Source organism: Agathobaculum butyriciproducens, from assembly GCA_003096535.1.
In the GTDB taxonomy this organism is placed as follows: domain Bacteria; phylum Bacillota; class Clostridia; order Oscillospirales; family Butyricicoccaceae; genus Agathobaculum; species Agathobaculum butyriciproducens.
Genome location: QEKJ01000001.1, coordinates 25,496 through 43,128, shown reverse-complemented (window position 1 = coordinate 43,128; position 17,633 = coordinate 25,496). Strand labels below are relative to the sequence as shown.

16 protein-coding genes are annotated in these 17,633 nt (G+C 56.9%); 15 read left to right on the top strand and 1 reads right to left on the bottom strand.

Annotated elements, in window-relative coordinates; all coding sequences use genetic code 11:
- Positions 1 to 724: 724 nt before the first annotated feature.
- The 13 genes from C7386_RS00220 (at position 725) to tsaD (ending at position 14,433) form a co-directional block, all read left to right on the top strand.
- Positions 725 to 1,975: a DUF4317 domain-containing protein gene (locus C7386_RS00220; protein WP_110435067.1), complete on the top strand. Its 1,251-nt coding sequence runs from the start codon at positions 725 to 727 to the stop codon at positions 1,973 to 1,975.
- 1,545 nt (positions 1,976 to 3,520) lie between these two features.
- Positions 3,521 to 4,069: a DUF3793 family protein gene (locus C7386_RS00215; protein ID WP_165815414.1), complete on the top strand. Its 549-nt coding sequence runs from the start codon at positions 3,521 to 3,523 to the stop codon at positions 4,067 to 4,069.
- 56 nt (positions 4,070 to 4,125) lie between these two features.
- A complete protein-coding gene (locus C7386_RS00210) occupies positions 4,126 to 4,557 on the top strand; it encodes a flavodoxin (protein ID WP_116704598.1) in 432 nt (143 codons plus the stop codon).
- 417 nt (positions 4,558 to 4,974) lie between these two features.
- The gene (locus C7386_RS00205; RefSeq protein ID WP_207655830.1) at positions 4,975 to 5,184 is read left to right on the top strand and encodes a FeoA family protein; all 210 of its coding nucleotides are present in this window, start codon (positions 4,975 to 4,977) and stop codon (positions 5,182 to 5,184) included.
- Between the two features lie 21 nt (positions 5,185 to 5,205).
- A complete protein-coding gene (locus tag C7386_RS00200; RefSeq protein ID WP_110435064.1) occupies positions 5,206 to 5,427 on the top strand; it encodes a FeoA family protein in 222 nt (73 codons plus the stop codon).
- 242 nt (positions 5,428 to 5,669) lie between these two features.
- Positions 5,670 to 8,183: a ferrous iron transporter B gene (feoB, locus tag C7386_RS00195; protein ID WP_116704597.1), complete on the top strand. Its 2,514-nt coding sequence runs from the start codon at positions 5,670 to 5,672 to the stop codon at positions 8,181 to 8,183.
- Between the two features lie 31 nt (positions 8,184 to 8,214).
- Positions 8,215 to 8,373, top strand: a complete 159-nt coding sequence (locus C7386_RS00190; protein ID WP_207736795.1) for a FeoB-associated Cys-rich membrane protein — start codon at positions 8,215 to 8,217, stop codon at positions 8,371 to 8,373.
- Positions 8,374 to 8,520: 147 nt separating this feature from the next.
- Positions 8,521 to 9,213 carry a TraX family protein gene (locus C7386_RS00185; RefSeq protein WP_110435062.1) on the top strand — a complete coding sequence of 231 codons (693 nt, stop codon included), beginning with the start codon at positions 8,521 to 8,523 and terminating at the stop codon, positions 9,211 to 9,213.
- A 52-nt stretch (positions 9,214 to 9,265) separates the two neighbouring features.
- Positions 9,266 to 11,899, top strand: a complete 2,634-nt coding sequence (gene polA, locus C7386_RS00180) for a DNA polymerase I (protein ID WP_116704596.1) — start codon at positions 9,266 to 9,268, stop codon at positions 11,897 to 11,899.
- 182 nt (positions 11,900 to 12,081) lie between these two features.
- Positions 12,082 to 12,513, top strand: a complete 432-nt coding sequence (locus C7386_RS00175) for a low molecular weight protein arginine phosphatase (protein ID WP_116704595.1) — start codon at positions 12,082 to 12,084, stop codon at positions 12,511 to 12,513.
- Complete coding sequence (gene rimI / locus C7386_RS00170; protein ID WP_116704594.1) at positions 12,510 to 12,941, top strand: ribosomal protein S18-alanine N-acetyltransferase; 432 nt, start codon at positions 12,510 to 12,512, stop codon at positions 12,939 to 12,941. Before C7386_RS00175 ends, rimI begins: the two co-directional genes overlap by 4 nt.
- Before the next feature lie 14 nt (positions 12,942 to 12,955).
- Entirely contained in the window at positions 12,956 to 13,411 is a 456-nt protein-coding gene (locus C7386_RS00165) for a GNAT family N-acetyltransferase (RefSeq protein WP_116704593.1), read from the top strand.
- Between the two features lie 2 nt (positions 13,412 to 13,413).
- A complete protein-coding gene (tsaD, locus tag C7386_RS00160; protein ID WP_116704592.1) occupies positions 13,414 to 14,433 on the top strand; it encodes a tRNA (adenosine(37)-N6)-threonylcarbamoyltransferase complex transferase subunit TsaD in 1,020 nt (339 codons plus the stop codon).
- Between the two features lie 762 nt (positions 14,434 to 15,195).
- Here the strand turns inward: tsaD and C7386_RS00155 are convergent.
- Positions 15,196 to 16,359, bottom strand: a complete 1,164-nt coding sequence (locus tag C7386_RS00155) for a glycoside hydrolase family 3 protein (RefSeq protein ID WP_116704591.1) — start codon at positions 16,357 to 16,359, stop codon at positions 15,196 to 15,198.
- 234 nt (positions 16,360 to 16,593) lie between these two features.
- Between C7386_RS00155 and C7386_RS00150 the strand changes: the two genes are divergently transcribed.
- Together C7386_RS00150 and C7386_RS00145 are read left to right on the top strand one after the other, a co-directional pair.
- Positions 16,594 to 17,304: a flavodoxin family protein gene (locus tag C7386_RS00150; protein WP_165815413.1), complete on the top strand. Its 711-nt coding sequence runs from the start codon at positions 16,594 to 16,596 to the stop codon at positions 17,302 to 17,304.
- Positions 17,304 to 17,633: a TfoX/Sxy family protein gene (locus C7386_RS00145; RefSeq protein ID WP_110435054.1), complete on the top strand. Its 330-nt coding sequence runs from the start codon at positions 17,304 to 17,306 to the stop codon at positions 17,631 to 17,633. Before C7386_RS00150 ends, C7386_RS00145 begins: the two co-directional genes overlap by 1 nt.

Here is a 17,633-nt window from a genome sequence, read left to right as displayed (position 1 = left end):
ATGTACAGTACAATGACCGCACAGATAAAAAGCTCAAAGGCTTTCTTCCTCATGCGCAGCACCTCCTTCCGCCCACAGACCGTGGGGAAGAAGAGGGTCTGACCGCCTGCAGTGATTGCTCACTGCGTGTGCAACAGCGTTTCCACGAGTTAAGTATAACAGGACGTGCGAAAAATGTCAATTTCCGCAGGTTGACAGTGTGTAAAAGTGTGATATAATAAAGATACAACGAGGGAAACGCTGTTTACACAGCGGTCAGGCCCCCGATTCATCTACGAAAATTGAGATGACCGTTTGGGTACCAGCCAAGCGGTCATCGCGCATATACGGAGAAAATGTACAATACAATGACTGCACATACCAAAAGCTGAAGTGCTTTCTTCCGCATTTACGACACCTCCTTTCCGCCTCGGACCGAGGGAGGAAAAGAGGAGGCTGACCGCTGATCTATGCAACAGCGTTTCCAAGTCAAAGTATAACACGAATGTACGGGATTTGTCAATTTCCGCAGGTTGACAGTGCCTGAAAGTGTGTTTTAATGTAATTAAAGGGAAACGCCGTCCGCTGGACGGTCAGCTCCCAAGTTCAGTCAAAAGTTTTCACAGATGACCGTACGGTTGCCGCCGAACGGTCATCGCGCTTTTTATGTGAAACCGCTTGCCTTTTGCATGGAAAATGCCGTATACTTGTATATACCGAATCCACACGCTAAGGAGCGAAACCTATGAATATCACCAAGGGCGATGTGCAGGAGCTGCGCCGCCGTTTGAAAAAGACCGAATGCACGTTCGGGCGTCTGTGCGGCTGCTACGTCAACAGCGGCAAGCAGATCGTGACCAAGTTCACTGAGCAGTTTTCCGAACTGGAAGAGGATGAATACTACAAGTACCTCGAGATCGCAAAAAAGACGTTCAGCGGCACGCTCGGCGCAAACCTGCTGGAACTGGAGTTTGACCGCAGCGACAGCGGCATCGAGCACCAGAAATACCTGCTGACGCTCAAGGACAGCAAGCTGGCGAACGAGGAGCTGCTCGACCGTCTGTACGAGCAGGTGATCGAGGAGTACAGCTACCCGGGCAACTACCTGATCGTGGTTTACCACGACGTGTACGACGTGCCGAGCAAGGCCACCTCGGGCGAGGACCAGGACGAATCCACCGAGCTGTATGCGTACTGCGTGTGCGCGGTCTGTCCGGTCGAGCTGGCGAAGCCTGCGCTCGGCTACAGGGAGGACGAAAACCGCATCGGTGCGCGGGAGCGCGACTGGGTGGTCGGTCTGCCCGACCTCGGCTTTGTGTACCCGGCGTTTGCAAACCGCGGCAGTGATGTCAACGCCGTGATGTACTACGTCAAGACCGGCCGTCCCTCTCATCCGGAGTTCATCGAGAACGTGCTCGGCTGTGTCGCGCAGCGCACGGCTGCCGAGGACAAGCTGGCGTTCAAGAACGTGGTGCACGACGCCTTCGGTGAGGATGAGGAGCAGGCGGACGCGGCGTTCTTCCAGATGCAGAAGACCATCAGCGCGATGGTGGCCGAGCGGGAGGAGGACGAGAGCCTGCCGCCGGTCGAGCTGACCGCCGAGGCGGTCTCCGGTCTGGCGACCGAGGCCGAGGTGCCGGACAGCGTGCGCGCGCAGATCGAGAAGTCGTACGAGCAGGTGTTCGGTGACCAGCCGCCGCAGGCGCATAACGTGCTGGACAGCCGTCTGGTCGAGGAGGGCACGGTCAAGGCGCATACCGCCGCCCTGGAGCAGAAGGTGGCAGTGCTGCAGCAGGAGCTGGCGCATCAGGCGGCAAACGCCGCCGACGCGGACGAGGACGACGTTCCGTGGGAGACCGGCACGGTCATCGACGTTCGCATGCCGCAGGAGAGAGCCGCAAACGTCCATACCGAGGTTATGGAAGGGCAGAAGTGCCTTGTCATTCCGCTCACCGGGGATGAATCCGCGCGTATCAACGGCGTGGAAGTGGAATAATGGAGAATTGAAAATGGATAATGGAGAATGAATGCAGAGGTTTCATTCTCCATTTTTTCATTTATATGGTACAAATCATGATGTTTTGGTTGTGCGGCATACGTTTCATCATTTGCACAATATATACCGTAGGGTGCGCCGACCTCGGCGCACCGCATCCAACGATTACCACCATGTTATATGATATGGGCAACCGTTATGGATAACACATTCCAACGATTGGTACAAACCACACCGTAGGGGCGAACATTGTTCGCCCGCAACAGGCGTTACCATTGCGGATATACCATGTAAACCGTCGGCACACGCAAAACCGTTCACACGCGCCCATTTACCGGTGGTGTGGGCGAACATTGTTCGCCCCTACGGTTATGCGTCTGCATATGAATTTACATACGGTGCGCCGGGGTCGTCGCACCCTACACGATATATTGTGCAATAGATTGTATTCGCATATGCCGTGCCTGCGTAGAGTTGCCCGTATGTGTAGCAGTAATCTATCTGTGAACTGCGAATATGTTGCGAAACAAACGCTGCGGTAACCCGACTGCCGTTCCCTATTTTCGCAGCGGTCACATATAGGCAATCTGCGCCAGATTAGGAAGCAAGGGAAAGGTAGGAGTTCAAAGAGGAAGGAAAACCGCAGGTTGTCCTTCCTTTTTGCCCACCGCCGTGGGTACGGCGTCGTCCCCGCCGCGGGGCGCGGCACGTTCCCGCCGTCCGCAGACGGCGAATCCCCCTGCTGAGGTTCAGCGAAAAACTCTCCGCCCAGAAAGGGCGAACACGCTAACGCAGTTCGCGCACCCCGGCTTTCCGGTGCAGAAAAGGAGCCGCCCCGTCAGGGCGAACCCGCCTGCGGCAGTTCACGCACCCCGGCTTTCCGGTGCAGAAAAGGAGCCGCCTGGAAAGGGCGAACACGCCTGCGGCAGTTCGCGCACCCCGTTGGGTCGGTGCAGAAAATCCGGGAAATCCCGAAAAAATTTTCCCGCCCGAAAAGGCAGCAAAAACGCCCATTCTCACGCTGAGAAAACGTCTATCCGAACGGTATAGTTAGCAAAACCTAACCACCCGGAATTCAGCCGAAAATTTCTCGCGAAAAAGTGCTTGACATATTGGTTAGGATATGCTAACTTATATACATGGTTAGCCGAGGCTTACTGATACGCCCCGTTGACCGGCACGCTTCCTCACGGAACGGGAACGTGCTGAAAAGTTATAAAAGAAACAGCTTCCTCTGTATTTTGCGCATCATTCCGAACAAAACCGTATAGGCAATACCGCATAATTGAACAAGAGCGGTTTGCGGCGGATTTTGCGCACTGATGAGGCGTGGTTTTGCAGCAATACTTGACGTATTGCAAAAAATCACAACGAAATCAGGGCACAAAAGACCCGCAAAACACCGCAGCTTTAATTGTGCGGTATTGCCTCAGGGCCTGCGCGGCTGAATGGCTAACCGCAGCCGCGCTGTTCGGGAAAAACGCATACCAAATGTGCAGACCGGAAATACTGTAAACGGGAGGTGCATCAGCAATGCAAAATGGCTTGGATCGACTTTTAGCGACCTACTGCTCGCCGACACTGGCGGGCATCAAACCGGCAAGTCTGGTGTCGTGCGACCGGAATTTATATCCCGATCTGCCGCAGCGATTAAAGGAATACCGCGATGCGTTCTCAGCGCGAGAAATTCACTTCGAGATCGTCTGCGCCTGCAGCGCACGCTTCCTCTTACTGGTATACAGCAAGCCGCAGCTTGAACGCCGCATGGCGGACCCGCAGGTGCAGCATGTGCTCCGGCACTTTGCGTACCCGGTCGGTCAGCCGCTCGACGTACTGCTGCGCAATCTCAAGCGCCGCATCGCCATGTCCAAGGACTTTCCGCACGAGATCGGACTGTTCCTCGGATACCCGATCGAGGACGTTGTGGGCTTTATTCGATACGCCGGAAAGGGCTGCAAATTAAGCGGTCTCTGGAAGGTGTACGGCGATGCCGAAGCGGCATCCCGGCTGTTTGACCGCCTATCGCGGGTATGCCACGCCGTGACCAGACGCGTTGACAAGGGCGAAACCCTTCTCGAAGTGTTTGCAGCATAGCATAACTCGATAGAACTACAAATATAGAACAATACATGCGAAGGAGCAAAATTATCATGAGCAAAGCAGCAGTTATTTTCTGGAGCCAGACCGGCAACACCGAGCAGATGGCAAACGCAATTGCAGACGGCATCCGCGAGGGCGGCATGGAAGTTGACGTACTGAACGTTGCGGACACCACCCCGGCTGACGCTGTTAAGTACGCAAAGATCGCTCTCGGCTGCCCGGCTATGGGTGCCGAGGTTCTCGAGGAGACCGAGTTCGACCCGTTCTTCACCGAGCTGGAGAGCAAGATTTCCGGCCTGAAGGTTGCACTGTTCGGCTCCTACGGCTGGGGCGATGGCCAGTGGATGCGCGACTGGGTACAGCGTACCAACGACGCAAACGCTGTCATCTACACCGATGAGGGCCTCATCCTCAACGAAACCCCGGACGACGACGGCATCGCAAAGTGCAAGGAGTTCGGCAAGGGCTTCGCAGCATTCTAAATTAGATTTTCTCTTGCGGCGTGTGCATACCTGCGCGCAGCGCCGAAACAATTTCTTACGGTCGTAACCGATACGACGGTACCGGTTATGATACAAATATCCTTTCTTGTCCCGGGGGAAACCCCATGGCATACTGCCCGGTATGTCAAAACATAACATGAGCCCGCGGTCATCCGGAACAATGACCGCGGGCTTCCTCCTGTCTGCAGGATGCCCACGGTTAGTAACAGCATACTGCACAATTAGCCGCGGCAAACTCTGTACAGATTGGTTAGCTTCGACAAACTTTTTTTTCTGTCTTGACAACAAAAGGTTAGCTGGTGTAAACTTCAAATGATAAATGGGTTAGAGGGTTCTAACCCGATACAAAAACACTTTTTTCACGCAGAGATTACAGAAAAGGAGAGGGTTACCATTATGCCGCTTACATTGATGGATACGGGGGTTGAAACCACGGTAAAGTCCATTCGAGGAAAAGACCAGACGAGAAAGTTCCTGCAGAATCTCGGCTTTGTCGAGGGTGCAAAGGTAACGGTTGTGTCCTCTCTGGCAGGCAACGTGATCGTAAACGTGAAGGATGCGCGCGTCGCAATCTCCGAGCAGATGGCTTCGCGCATTATGGTTTAATTGCAAAGGGGGCAAACGCAAATGAGCAATCTGAGACACACGCCGGTCGGCGCCACCGTAACCGTCCGCAAGATTGAGGGCGAGGGTGCAACCCGCCGCCGCATCATGGATATGGGCATCACTCGCGGTGCGGAGATCTATGTCCGCAAGGTAGCGCCGCTGGGCGATCCGGTCGAGATCACCGTGCGCGGCTACGAGCTGTCGCTTCGCAAGGCAGACGCTGAGATGATTCAGGTTGACTGATTTCGATTGAAACCACGGTTTCAATCGAGGGCTGACGAAAAACCGCGCCCTTTGGGCACATTTTTTCGTCCCTTGTATAAATTCCGTGATACATGCTCCCGGAATTTATGGATTTGCGCTGCAAATCCGATTTTATGCGTGCTTCGCACGAAGCGCGGATATCGCTTTGCGGCAGACGAAAATTCGTTAAATTTTTTTTACATAGGGATTAGCATCCGCTAATTCCAAGAAAGGGGAAAAATATGTCAATTCGTTTGGCACTTGCCGGCAACCCGAACTGCGGCAAGACCACGATGTTTAACGATCTGACCGGTGCGACCCAGTATGTCGGCAACTGGCCGGGTGTTACCGTGGAAAAGAAGGAAGGCAAGTTCAAGGGCGACAAGGAAGTCCTGATCACCGACCTGCCGGGTATCTACTCCCTCTCTCCGTACACGCTGGAGGAGGTCGTTGCACGTGATTACCTCGTAAACGAGAAGCCGCAGGCCATCATGAACCTGGTGGACGCTTCCAACATCGAGCGCAACCTGTACCTGACCACCCAGCTGCTCGAGATGGGCATTCCGGTCGTTATCGCGCTGAACATGATGGATATCGTCAAGAAGCGTGGCGACGTGATCGACGTAAAGAAGCTGTCTCAGGAACTCGGCGTGCCGGTCGTTGAGACCGCAGCCATCAAGGGCGAGGGCACCAGGGAGCTGGTTGAGGCTGCCAAGAAGGCGGCAAAGGCAGGCAATGCACCCGCAAAGCGTGCGTTCGAGGGTACCATCGAGAACGCTGTCACCGAGATCGAGAAGCTGATCGCGGATGTTACCGAGCCGGCGCAGCGCCGCTGGTTCGCTGTCAAGCTGTTCGAGCGCGACAGCAAGGTGCAGGCGCGCTTCACCCTCGGCAAGGACGTGCAGGACAAGATCGAGAAGCTCATCACCGCTGTTGAGGAGGAGCTCGACGACGACGCCGAGTCCATTATTACCGATGCGCGCTATCAGTACATCGGAAAGCTGGTCAAGGACTGCGTAAAGAAGAAAAAGACCGGTCTGTCCACCTCGGATAAGATCGACCACATCGTTACCAACCGAATCCTCGCTCTGCCGATCTTCGCACTGATCATGTGGCTGGTCTACTACGTTTCCGTATCCACCGCGGGCGGCATCTTCACCGACTGGGCAAACGACGGCGTGTTCGGCGAAGGCTGGCATCTGTTCACCATCGGCGCTGCCGACTATGAGGAAGCAACCGCCGAGTATGACGACCAGATCACCCGCCGCGACGCATGGCTCGAGGCTGCCGACGAGGCTGGCATCGACACCTCTGCTCTGACCGAGCAGCTCGAGGCCGAAGAGGCTGACGAAACCGCTATCGCTGACGCAGCTGCTGCCATCGAGGCGGACCCGGCTGCCGCATCGGTTGTCGGCACTGCCGAGTTCGAGGACGAGGACTCCGGTGAAGTTACCACCGAGGACGTTAACCTCGCAACCTTCGAGGAAACCATGACCGCTGCGGAGCCGGACCCGGCTGACTTCGGTGTTTGGGTTCCGGGTATCCCGGTGCTGCTGGAGAAGCTGTTCCACTCCATGGGCGTTAACGAGGACGGCTGGGTTTACAGCCTGGTAATGGACGGTATCGTTGCCGGTGTCGGCGCGGTGCTGGGCTTCGTTCCGCAGATGCTCATCCTGTTCTTCTTCCTCGCGATCCTCGAGGACTGCGGCTACATGGCGCGTGTTGCATTCATCATGGACCGTATCTTCCGCAAGTTCGGTCTTTCGGGCAAGTCCTTTATCCCGATGCTGATCGGCTCCGGCTGCGGCGTACCGGCTGTCATGGCTTCCCGTACCATCGAGCAGGAGCGCGACCGCCGCATGACCATCATGACCACCTGCTTCGTACCGTGCGGCGCTAAGCTGCCGATCATCGCAATGTTCGCAGGCGCGTTCTTTGGCGGCTCCGGCACCATCGCATTCTCTGCTTATGTTCTGGGCGTGCTGTCCATCATCATCTCGGGCATCATGCTCAAGAAGTTCAAGATCTTCACCGGCGACCCGGCTCCGTTCGTCATGGAGCTGCCGAGCTATCACGTTCCGACCGCCGGCAACGTATTCCGCTCCATGTGGGAGCGCGGCTCCTCCTTCATCAAGAAGGCAGGCACCGTTATCCTGCTGTCCACCATCTTTATGTGGTTCACCCTCGGCTACGGCTGGGAAGGCGGCGCGTTCTGCGCAGTATCCGATATTGACAACTCCATCATGGCGCGTATCGGCTCTGTTATCGCTCCGATCTTCACGCTGCCGGGCTTCGGCACATGGAAATCCACTGTTGCCGCCATCTCTGGTCTGGTTGCAAAGGAGAACGTTGTTGCTACCTTCGGTCAGCTGTATCACTTCGTCGGCGAGGTTGCCGAGGACGGCTCCGAGATCTGGGGCGAGCTGGCTGCGGACTTTACGCAGGTCGGCGCGTATGCCTTCATGGCATTCAACCTGCTGTGTGCGCCGTGCTTCGCTGCAATGGGCGCCATCAAGCGTGAGATGAACAACGGCAAGTGGACTGCACTGGCCATCGGCTATATGTGCGTTTACGCTTACGTTGTATCCACCATCATCTATCAGATCGGCGGTCTGATCACCGGCGAGCTGACCTTCGGTGTCGGCACGGTCGTTGCCATCGCGTTCATCGCGCTGATCATCTTCCTGCTGTTCCGCAAGCCGGCCAAGGCTGACTCCACCGAGGGTCTGCGCCGCATGAGCGTTGACGCCAACTGATTTCTTTCGGATTTGAAAAGAGGCTTTAACCATGAGTATTGGTGATATCATTCTGGCATTGATCGTAGTGGCTGTCGTGTTCTTCGCGGTCCGTTCGGTCTTCGTCAAGAAGTCCGTCGGCTGCAGCGGCGACTGCGCCCACTGCGGCGGCAGCTGTCATCATAGCACGCCTCCGCAAAAGAAGAAATAACACCTCTCGAAAACCGTCCCGCTTTGCGGGGCGGTTTTTTATGTCTGCGGAACGGTATGCTGTGCCCTGCGGCAATGGTTTTTTCTTTGCCTTGGCGGGCAGGCGTGTTATAATGAAATAAGATTCAAACAGGGGAGGCCGGTGTGATTGCTGACCAAGAACCAACTGAAGATTCTCGCCATGGTGTGCATGACGATTGACCACATCGGCGCGGCATTTTTTCCGCAGGCGGTGTGGCTGCGCGTGATCGGACGGTTGGCGTTTCCGCTGTTCTCCTACTGCATTGCAGAGGGCTGCCGTTATACGCGGAACAAAGCCCGCTACTTCGGCAGCGTGTTCGCGTGCGGCGCAGTGTGCGTTATCGCGTTTCTGCCGTTCGGCGGCTTTTACGGCAACGCGCTCATCACGCTGAGCCTGTCCATTCTGCTGCTGTACGGAGTCGAGGCGTGGAAAAGCAGCGGAAAACTGCGCTTTCTGGCATTGACAGCCGCGCTTGCCGCCGTATTTTACCTGCTGTGTCGGACGGTTCCCATTGATTACGGCTTTGCGGGTGTGCTGCTGCCGCTGTACGCGGAAATCGGGCGGCTATTCTGGGAGCGTGTGTTTGCCGGCATTTCGCCGGTCATCGGCGAGCGGCTCGGCTTTGCGGTCGGTCTGCTGGTGCTTGCCGGTGTGATGGGCGGCGTGCAGCGCTTTTGCGTACTGGCGATCTTTCCGCTCCTCCTGCTCGGAAACGAGCGCGGCAAATGGAAGATGAAGCACTTTTTCTATATTTACTATCCCGCCCATCTGGCGCTCATCGGCGCGATGCGGATGGCGCTTGAAGCAGTGGCAGGATAAACGAAAATGTGGTATACTATATATAATGTATCAATGAGCGAGGAAAATACACATGAAAATCATGGTGATAGACGGCAACAGCATACTCAACCGCGCGTTTTACGGTATCCGGCAGCTGACCAACCACGAGGGACTGCCTACCAACGCCGTATACGGCTTTCTGGCTACGCTGTTCAAACTGCAGGACGAGGAGCAGCCCGACCGCACCATCGTCTGCTTTGACGTAAAGGAAAAGACCTTCCGCCACCTTAAATTCGACACCTACAAGGCCACCCGCAAGGGCATGCCGGATGAGCTGGCGGCACAGCTGCCGCTGACAAAGCAGGTGCTCGATGCGCTGGGCATCGTCCGCTGCGAAAAGGCGGGCTACGAGGCGGATGACCTGCTCGGCACCATCAGCCGCCGCGCGGACGAGCACGGCGACACCTGTGTGGTCGTAACCGGTGACCGCGACAGCCTGCAGCTGGTCGGCGGCGGCACGACCGTCATGCTGGTCTCCACCCGCATGGGCCAGACCACCTATCAGACCTACGACACCGCCGCTTTCCGCGAGAAATACGGCTTCGACCCGATTCGCCTGATTGACCTTAAGGCGCTCATGGGCGATTCCTCGGACAACATCCCGGGCGTGCCCGGCATCGGTGAAAAGACCGCCATGCAGCTGCTGCACGACTTCGGCACGCTCGACGGTGTGTACGAGCATATCGAGGACGAGCGCATCAAAAAGGGCGCCCGCACCAAGCTGCAGAACGGCGAGCAGTCCGCGAAGGACAGCTTCTGGCTCGCAACCATCGACCGCAACGTGCCGCTCGACCTCGATGTGGAGCACCTGCCCGCGCAGGACATCGACGAGACCGCGCTGTACGACCTGCTGACGCGGCTGGAGTTCAAGAATTTCATCAAACGGTTTGACCTTTCGGGCGAGAGCGTGTCCGCGCCGCGTCTGCCGGAGCTGAAAACAGAACGAGTGGAGAATGTGCTCGAAGCGTTCAACTTAATGGATTCGCTGACCGACTGCGACCGCGTGTACGCCATCGTGCCGGAAACCTTAGGCGCAGTTTGCCTGCTGGACGGCGACACGGCGCACATCCTGTTCGCCGAGGCGTTCGGTGACGCGTGGAACGACATTCTGTGCCGCCTGTTCGACGGCACGCTGTCGCTCGTGCTGCACGACGCGAAGGCCACCGTGCGGGCACTGCTGCAGCGCGGTATGGACCCGAAGGGCATCGTGTTTGACACCGCCATCGCGGCGTACCTGCTCGACCCGACCCAGTCCGGCTACGACCTGCCGCGGCTTGCGCTTGCGTACTGCAATGCCGAGCTGCCGGAGCTGGATCTGGACGATCCGGCAGCGGTTTCACTCCTCGGCGGTCAGGAGGACACCGAGAAGGCCGTGGCGCAGCATGTCGGTGCGCTGCGCGCCATTTACGCCGAGGCGGCTGACCGGATTGAGCAGTTCGGCATGAGAAAGCTGTACTATGAAATCGAGCTGCCGCTCCTGCGCGTGCTGGCTGAGATGGAAGCGGCGGGCTGTGCAGTTGAGCCGGACGAGCTGCGTGCCTTCGGTGACAAGCTGGACGTGCGTATCCGCGACCTGACCGAGCAGATTTATCATGACGCGGACGGCGAGTTCAACATCAACAGTCCCAAGCAGCTGGGTGAGGTGCTGTTCGAGAAACTCGGCCTGCATGCTCCGAAAAAGACAAAAACCGGCTATTCCACCAACGTTGAGGTGCTCGAGCGTATCGCGGAGGACCACCCGATCGTGCCGCGCATCCTCGAGTACCGCAAGCTGACCAAGCTGAAAAGCACTTACGTTGAGGGACTTCTCAAGGTCATCAGCCCGGTGGACGGACGCATTCACACGCATTTTCAGCAGACCGTGACCGCCACCGGACGCCTGTCCTCGACCGACCCGAACCTGCAGAATATTCCGGTCCGCACCGAGCTTGGCCGCGAACTGCGCCGCATGTTTGTCGCACCGGACGAAAATCACGTCCTCATTGACGCGGATTATTCGCAGATTGAACTGCGCGTGCTCGCGCATATCTCGCAGGACGAGCACATGATCGAAGCCTTCCGGCACGGGCAGGATATTCACGCCGCGACGGCTGCCAAGGTCTACCATGTGCCGCTTGAGGAGGTCACGCCGCAGATGCGCTCCTCGTGCAAGGCGGTCAACTTCGGCATCGTGTACGGCATTTCGGATTTCTCGCTCGCGCAGGACATCGGCGTAACGCGCAAAGAGGCGGGCGAGTTTATCAAAACCTACCTTGACACCTATCCGGGCGTGAAGAAATATATGGAGGACATCAAGCAGACCGGCAGGGAGCAGGGCTACGTTACGACCCTGTTCGGCCGCCGCCGCGCGCTGCCCGAACTGAAGAGCAAGAACTTCAATATGCGCTCGTTCGGTGAGCGTGTCGCGATGAATACCCCGATTCAGGGCACCGCCGCCGACATTATCAAAATTGCAATGGTGCGTGTCCGCGACCGCCTGCTGAGAGACGGTCTGCAGAGCCGATTGATTCTCCAGGTGCACGACGAACTTATCCTCGAGGCACCGAAGGACGAGCAGGAAACCGCCATGCGTCTGCTCACCGAGGAGATGGAGAACGCATTCCGGATGGATGCTCCGCTGGTGGCAGAGGCCAAGGCGGGGCACAGCTGGTACGATGCGAAATAAGAGCTGAATGGAAAATGGAGAATGGAAAATGGAAAATTGATGTGCGGTGCGAAGCACCGTTATTAAATAGGTCGCGCTATGCGCGATACTTCGTCGCAGCGCGGATGGAACTCGCGCAAGGATAGCGACATTCTCAATTCTCCATTCTCAATTTTCAATTATAAAGTTGAGAGTGAAATACAATGGAACAGATTATATTTATATGCACCGGCAACACCTGCCGTTCCCCGATGGCGGAAGGCTTATTCCGCGCACATAACGGCGAGGAAAAGACCGGTTTAACGGCGGCTTCTGCCGGATTATACACCGAAAACGGCCTTCCGGCTTCCGCGAACGCGGTTGCCGCAGCCGGAGAGCGCGGCGCGGATATTTCGGCGCACCGCTCGCGTCAGCTGACCGCCGAGATGGCCGAAAACGCGAAGTATCTGGTCTGCATGACCGGCTCGCACTACGACCGGCTGTGCGAGCTGTTCCCGGACTGCGCGGACAAGATTTTCACGCTGCTGCCCGAGGACATTTCCGACCCGTTCGGCGGCGATCTCGCCACCTACCGCCGGTCTGCCGCCGAGATCGACAAGGGCGTGCAGGCGGTCATCGAGAGCCTGAGCCGATGAACATTGTCGTGATGCAGGAGCGCCATCTCGCGGCGCTGGCGGAGATCGAGCGCGCGTGCTTTCACGCGCCGTGGAGCGAGAACATGCTGCGCGAGGAACTGGGCAAGGGTATTTTTCTTGTGGCGGAGCAGGACGGCAAAACGGCGGGTTATGTCGGCTGCCAGACCGTGCTCGACGAGGGGTATATTACCAATGTTGCCGTGTCGCCTGACTTCCGGCGGCAGGGCATCGCGCGGGCGCTGATTGCCGAGCTGACAGCGAAAGCCGGAGAAAACAAGCTGGCGTTTGTGACGCTCGAGGTGCGCGAGAGCAATGCACCGGCGATAGCGCTCTATACCGGCGCGGGCTTTGTTCCGGTCGGAAAACGGAAGAATTTTTACAGCAATCCCACAGAAAACGCGGTTTTAATGACGATTTCACTGATTTGAAGGAGGATTTTGCCATGCTGGAGCTTCGCTTTGTTGACGCGGAAAACGGGGATTTTCACGACCTGACCGCCAAGCTGGACGAGTATTATTTCATGCTCGTCGGTGAGGTGGAGAAGCGCTACGCCAAGTACAACCTGCCGCATCTGTTTAACTGCCGCATCGTCGCGTACGAGGACGGCAAGCCCGCAGGCTGCGGCGCGTGGAAGAAAATCGACGAGGGAACATTCGAGGTCAAGCGCATTTACATCGCGCCGGAGTTCCGCCGAAAGGGCGTTGCGAGCGCGGTCATTGCGGCTCTCGAGCAGGACGCGGCAAAGCACGGCTTCACCAAAGCCATCCTCGAGACCGCCCGCACGACCGAAGATTCGGCGGCGCTGTACACCAAGCTCGGCTATCGCGTCATTCCGTACTACGGCAGTCCGGCGGGCGCGGAAAACTGCCTGTGCTTTGAGAAAAATTTAGGAGATTAACCATGAAAATACTTGCAATCGAGTCCTCGTGCGATGAAACGGCGGCAGCCGTCATCGAGGACGGACGAAAAATCCTGTCGAGCGTGGTGGACACGCAGATCGCCACGCACGCGCTGTACGGCGGCGTTGTGCCGGAAATCGCGTCTCGGCGGCACATGGAGGCCGTTGTCCGCGTGACTGAGCAGGCGCTCAAGGATGCGGAAATGGACAAGCACGATGTGGACGCGGTTGCCGCGACCTGTGCGCCCGGACTGATCGGTGCGCTGCTCGTCGGCGCGAACTTCGGCAAGTCGCTCGCCTTTGCGATGAACAAGCTGTTCATTCCGGTGCACCACATCCGAGGACACATTGCGGCTACTTATCTGGCGTATCCGGAGCTGAAACCGCCGTTTTTGACACTGATCGCGTCCGGCGGCCACAGCGAGATCGTGATGGTGAAAAGCTACACCGAGTTTGAAATCCTCGGCGGCACACGCGACGACGCAGCAGGCGAGGCGTTCGATAAAGTCGCTCGCGTGCTCGGTGTCGGCTATCCGGGCGGCCCGAAGATCGACAAGCTGGCGCAGGACGGCGATGCGAAGATGTACAAGCTGCCGGATTCGCACATCAAGGATGCGCCGCTGGATTTCTCCTTCTCGGGACTCAAAACAGCGGTCATCAATCTGGCGCACAACGCCGAGCAGAAGGGCGAAACCATCGACCGGAACGGTCTCGCGGCCTCGTTCTGCGCGGCTGTCGTGCATACGCTCGTGCCGCGGCTCGAGATGGCCGTCAAGCAGACGCATGCGCGGCGCGTTGTGTGTGCGGGCGGCGTGGCAGCCAACTCCTTCCTGCGGGCGGCCCTGCAGGACATGGCAAAGCGCGAGCACGTTCAGCTGTTTATGCCGCCGCTGCAGCTGTGCGGCGATAACGCCGCCATGATCGGCAGTCAGGCGTATTATGAGTATCAGGCGGGCACCCGTGGCAAAACTCTGCAGAATGCCTACGCCACCGCAGATATCGGAAAGAATATCTGCGATTAAGATGAATTGAGAATTCACTTCGTCTGCATAGTAAAACCCCGGCCTTGTCGCTTGACAAAGCCGGGGCTGCTCGGGTATAATATACCCAAGAGGACACTGTTCAGCAGTCAGACCCTCAGTCATCGAAATTTGTTATGATGACCGTTCGTGAGTCAGACGAGCGGTCATCGCGCTTTTATACAGAAGATGTACAGCAGGATTACTGCACATACGAAAAGCTGAAATGCCTTTTTCCGCATTCGCGCCACCTCCTTCCTGCCGCAGACAGCGGGAAAGGAAAGAGGGTCTGACCGCTATGTGAACTTGTCCGTTTCGATTATAGCATATACAATCGAAATCTGTCAATAAGCCGCCTTTTGGGGCGGTTTTTTGCATTTCATGACAGGAAAAAGACGGATACATGCGTCCGTCTCTTACAGCAAAAAATAAAAACCGTCTGAAAAGACGGTTGATTGACACAATATGACACACATGCTATAATCAAAGTGCAAACGGTGAAAAAAGGTTGTTCCTCCCTCGATAAAAAGGGAGGTGATCTGGATGTCAATTTCCGAAACGCTGCTGTTGTTTCAGTTGATCACCACGATCGTCTTTGGTATCTTAGGATACATAAAGAAATAACCGCCCCGTAACCGGAGCGGCGTTTCCTCAAACACTTAACTATGGGGAACGACCGCCCGTTACCAGCAGGCCGCCGTTTGTACTTAAGATTATAGCGCAGAGTCTCGGCTTTGTCAAGCGACAAGGCCGGGACTCTGTTGTTTACGCGTCATAGGAAATCAGTCCAAGCTGCATTTTCCAGTCGATGACACGCACGGCGGAAGCGTGAATCTGCGATTTGGAAATCGTGCCGTCCTGCACGGCAGCAAGCACGGCGTTGTACTGGGTCACGAAATCCGACGAGGTGAGCATATCATTGCCCGCCTGTACGGCAAGCACCGCCGCGTTTTCGCCGCCGGTGTAATCGCGGATGGCGTCCATGATCAGGTCATCGGTCAGGATTACGCCGTCAAAGCCGAGTTCCTCGCGGAGAATGCGGTGCACCTCGGCTGAGAGCGATGCCGGTCGGTCGGCGTCCATGCAGTTTACCACATTATGGCTGACGAGAACCGACTGCGCCCCGCTCGCAATGCCCGCCTGAAACGGCAGGAAATCCGACTGCCGGAAGGTGTCCATCGGCCGCTCGTCAATGGCGATGCCGGTGTGCGTGTCCGCGTTATTGCCGTAGCCGGGGAAGTGCTTGAGCACCATGCCGGTCTTGTCGCTGACCATCTGCGTAACCACCGTGCGGACGTATTCGCCGGTCTGCTCGGCGTCCATGCCGAAGCTGCGCGCGTAAATGAAATCGCTCGGGTCGGTCGAAACGTCGCACACGGGTGCAAAATTGACGTTGATACCCAAATCGCGCAGCAGCGCGTCCTTCTCGGCGGTGTCGTTCGTGATGCGGTCAAAGCCGCCCTCGCGGTACAGCGCCTGCGGTGACTGGAATTTCGTGCCGCGCAGATTCGGGTTGGAGCTGACGCGCACGACCGTGCCGCCTTCCTCGTCTACGCCGATGAGCATGGGCGTTTTTGCGGCATTCTGGTAGGCTGCGATGGTATTTGCGACGGATTCTTTGGTCTGGCCGTCAAAATCGCGCGCAAACAGCAGATAGCCGCCGATGTCGTACTGCGCGGTCAGCGCCGCCGCGTCGGTCTCCGGACAGCGCACGAAGAACATCTGCGCGACCTGCTCCTCGAGCGTCAAGCCGTCCGCATACTGCTCCGCCGCCGTCCGGCGGACCTCCTCCGGCGTGGGTTCCGGCTCGGGCTGCTCGACGGTCGGCGCGGACGGCGTTTCGTCCTTTGCGGCGGTGTCCGTGCTGCCGCAGGCCGTCAGTCCGGCGCAGAGCAGACCCAGCAGCAGCGCAAGCATTCGTTTTTTCATGTGTATCACCTCGTTTGCCTACATTATACAAGAGAGCAGGGGAGTTGTAAAGCATAGGGTGAATGTGGTAATATTACAAAGTAGGAGTTTGAGGGCAGGAGGATGCGTGAGAGTGGAGAGCGTGTCACTCGTCAATTATCTGCATATGTGCAGTCGCAGGGGCGAACCGTGTTCGCTCACAAAACGGAAATCCCTAATCCTGTCACTTGTTCCACACAAGAAAGGATGTTCACTATGAACATAACCATACTCTATCCGCACAAACGGAAAACCAAATCGTCCACCTACGGCATTGCACAGATGGTGCTCGACCGCCTGCTTTCGGGCGGCACGCTGCACGAATTTTATCTGCCGCAGGATATGCCGCATGTCTGCGTGGGCTGCTATGCGTGCATGAACGGCCGCGAGGACAAGTGCGGCGGGCACGAATACATGCAGAAGCTCATCGCCGCGATGGACGACTCCGAGCTGATCATTTTCTGTGCGCCGACCTACGTTTACCACATTCCGGGGCAGGTCAAGACCCTGCTCGACCACTTTGCGTACCGCTGGCTGGTGCACCGTCCCGACCTGTCACTGATGTGCAAGCAGGCGCTCATCATCACGACCGCGGCGGGCGGCGGCATGAAATCCACCGTCAGGGATTTGCGCGACAGCATGGATTACTGGGGCATCGGCCGCACGCACGTTATCACGCAGGCCGTATGGGGATATGACTGGAGCAGCATGCCCGAGAATTTCATGCATAAAATTCAGCAAAAGGTGGAGAAAACGGTTTCTGCCATTCGGAAAAATGCCGGAAATGTCACGCCGTGCGCGAAGGTCAGAAGCCTGTTTTACATGTACCGCCTGTTCCATAAAAAGCGCAAAATGAATCCCGTTGACGACGAATACTGGTATCAAAAAGGCTATGTGACGGGGAAACCTTGGAAAAGAGGACGATAATGGCAACCACAAAAGAATTTCTTGCGGAAATATTAGACCGCCTGTCCGGACTGGACGGCGTAACGCATCGAGCCATGATGGGGGAGTACATACTCTATTACAACGGCAAAATCGTCGGCGGAATTTATGATAACCGCCTGCTGGTCAAACCGGTCAAAGCTGCGATAAGCTGCCTTCCGGATGCGCCTTATGAATTTCCGTACGACGGCGCAAAACCCATGCTGCGGGTGACGAAAACCGACGATGCCGCCCTCCTGCAGAAGCTGCTGCGTGCCATGTATGACGAACTTCCGGCACCGAAACCCAAGAAGAAAAGCAATAAGGAGTGA

What these genes read in the sequence shown, in the direction of transcription:
- C7386_RS00220 (WP_110435067.1), top strand. Translation starts at nt 725, where the DNA reads ATGAATATCACCAAGGGCGATGTGCAGGAGCTGCGCCGCCGTTTGAAA.
- C7386_RS00210 (WP_116704598.1), top strand. Translation starts at nt 4,126, where the DNA reads ATGAGCAAAGCAGCAGTTATTTTCTGGAGCCAGACCGGCAACACCGAG.
- C7386_RS00205 (WP_207655830.1), top strand. Translation starts at nt 4,975, where the DNA reads ATGCCGCTTACATTGATGGATACGGGGGTTGAAACCACGGTAAAGTCC.
- C7386_RS00200 (WP_110435064.1), top strand. Translation starts at nt 5,206, where the DNA reads ATGAGCAATCTGAGACACACGCCGGTCGGCGCCACCGTAACCGTCCGC.
- feoB (WP_116704597.1), top strand. Translation starts at nt 5,670, where the DNA reads ATGTCAATTCGTTTGGCACTTGCCGGCAACCCGAACTGCGGCAAGACC.
- C7386_RS00190 (WP_207736795.1), top strand. Translation starts at nt 8,215, where the DNA reads ATGAGTATTGGTGATATCATTCTGGCATTGATCGTAGTGGCTGTCGTG.
- polA (WP_116704596.1), top strand. Translation starts at nt 9,266, where the DNA reads ATGAAAATCATGGTGATAGACGGCAACAGCATACTCAACCGCGCGTTT.
- C7386_RS00175 (WP_116704595.1), top strand. Translation starts at nt 12,082, where the DNA reads ATGGAACAGATTATATTTATATGCACCGGCAACACCTGCCGTTCCCCG.
- rimI (WP_116704594.1), top strand. Translation starts at nt 12,510, where the DNA reads ATGAACATTGTCGTGATGCAGGAGCGCCATCTCGCGGCGCTGGCGGAG.
- C7386_RS00165 (WP_116704593.1), top strand. Translation starts at nt 12,956, where the DNA reads ATGCTGGAGCTTCGCTTTGTTGACGCGGAAAACGGGGATTTTCACGAC.
- tsaD (WP_116704592.1), top strand. Translation starts at nt 13,414, where the DNA reads ATGAAAATACTTGCAATCGAGTCCTCGTGCGATGAAACGGCGGCAGCC.
- C7386_RS00155 (WP_116704591.1), bottom strand. Translation starts at nt 16,359, where the DNA reads ATGAAAAAACGAATGCTTGCGCTGCTGCTGGGTCTGCTCTGCGCCGGA.
- C7386_RS00150 (WP_165815413.1), top strand. Translation starts at nt 16,594, where the DNA reads ATGAACATAACCATACTCTATCCGCACAAACGGAAAACCAAATCGTCC.
- C7386_RS00145 (WP_110435054.1), top strand. Translation starts at nt 17,304, where the DNA reads ATGGCAACCACAAAAGAATTTCTTGCGGAAATATTAGACCGCCTGTCC.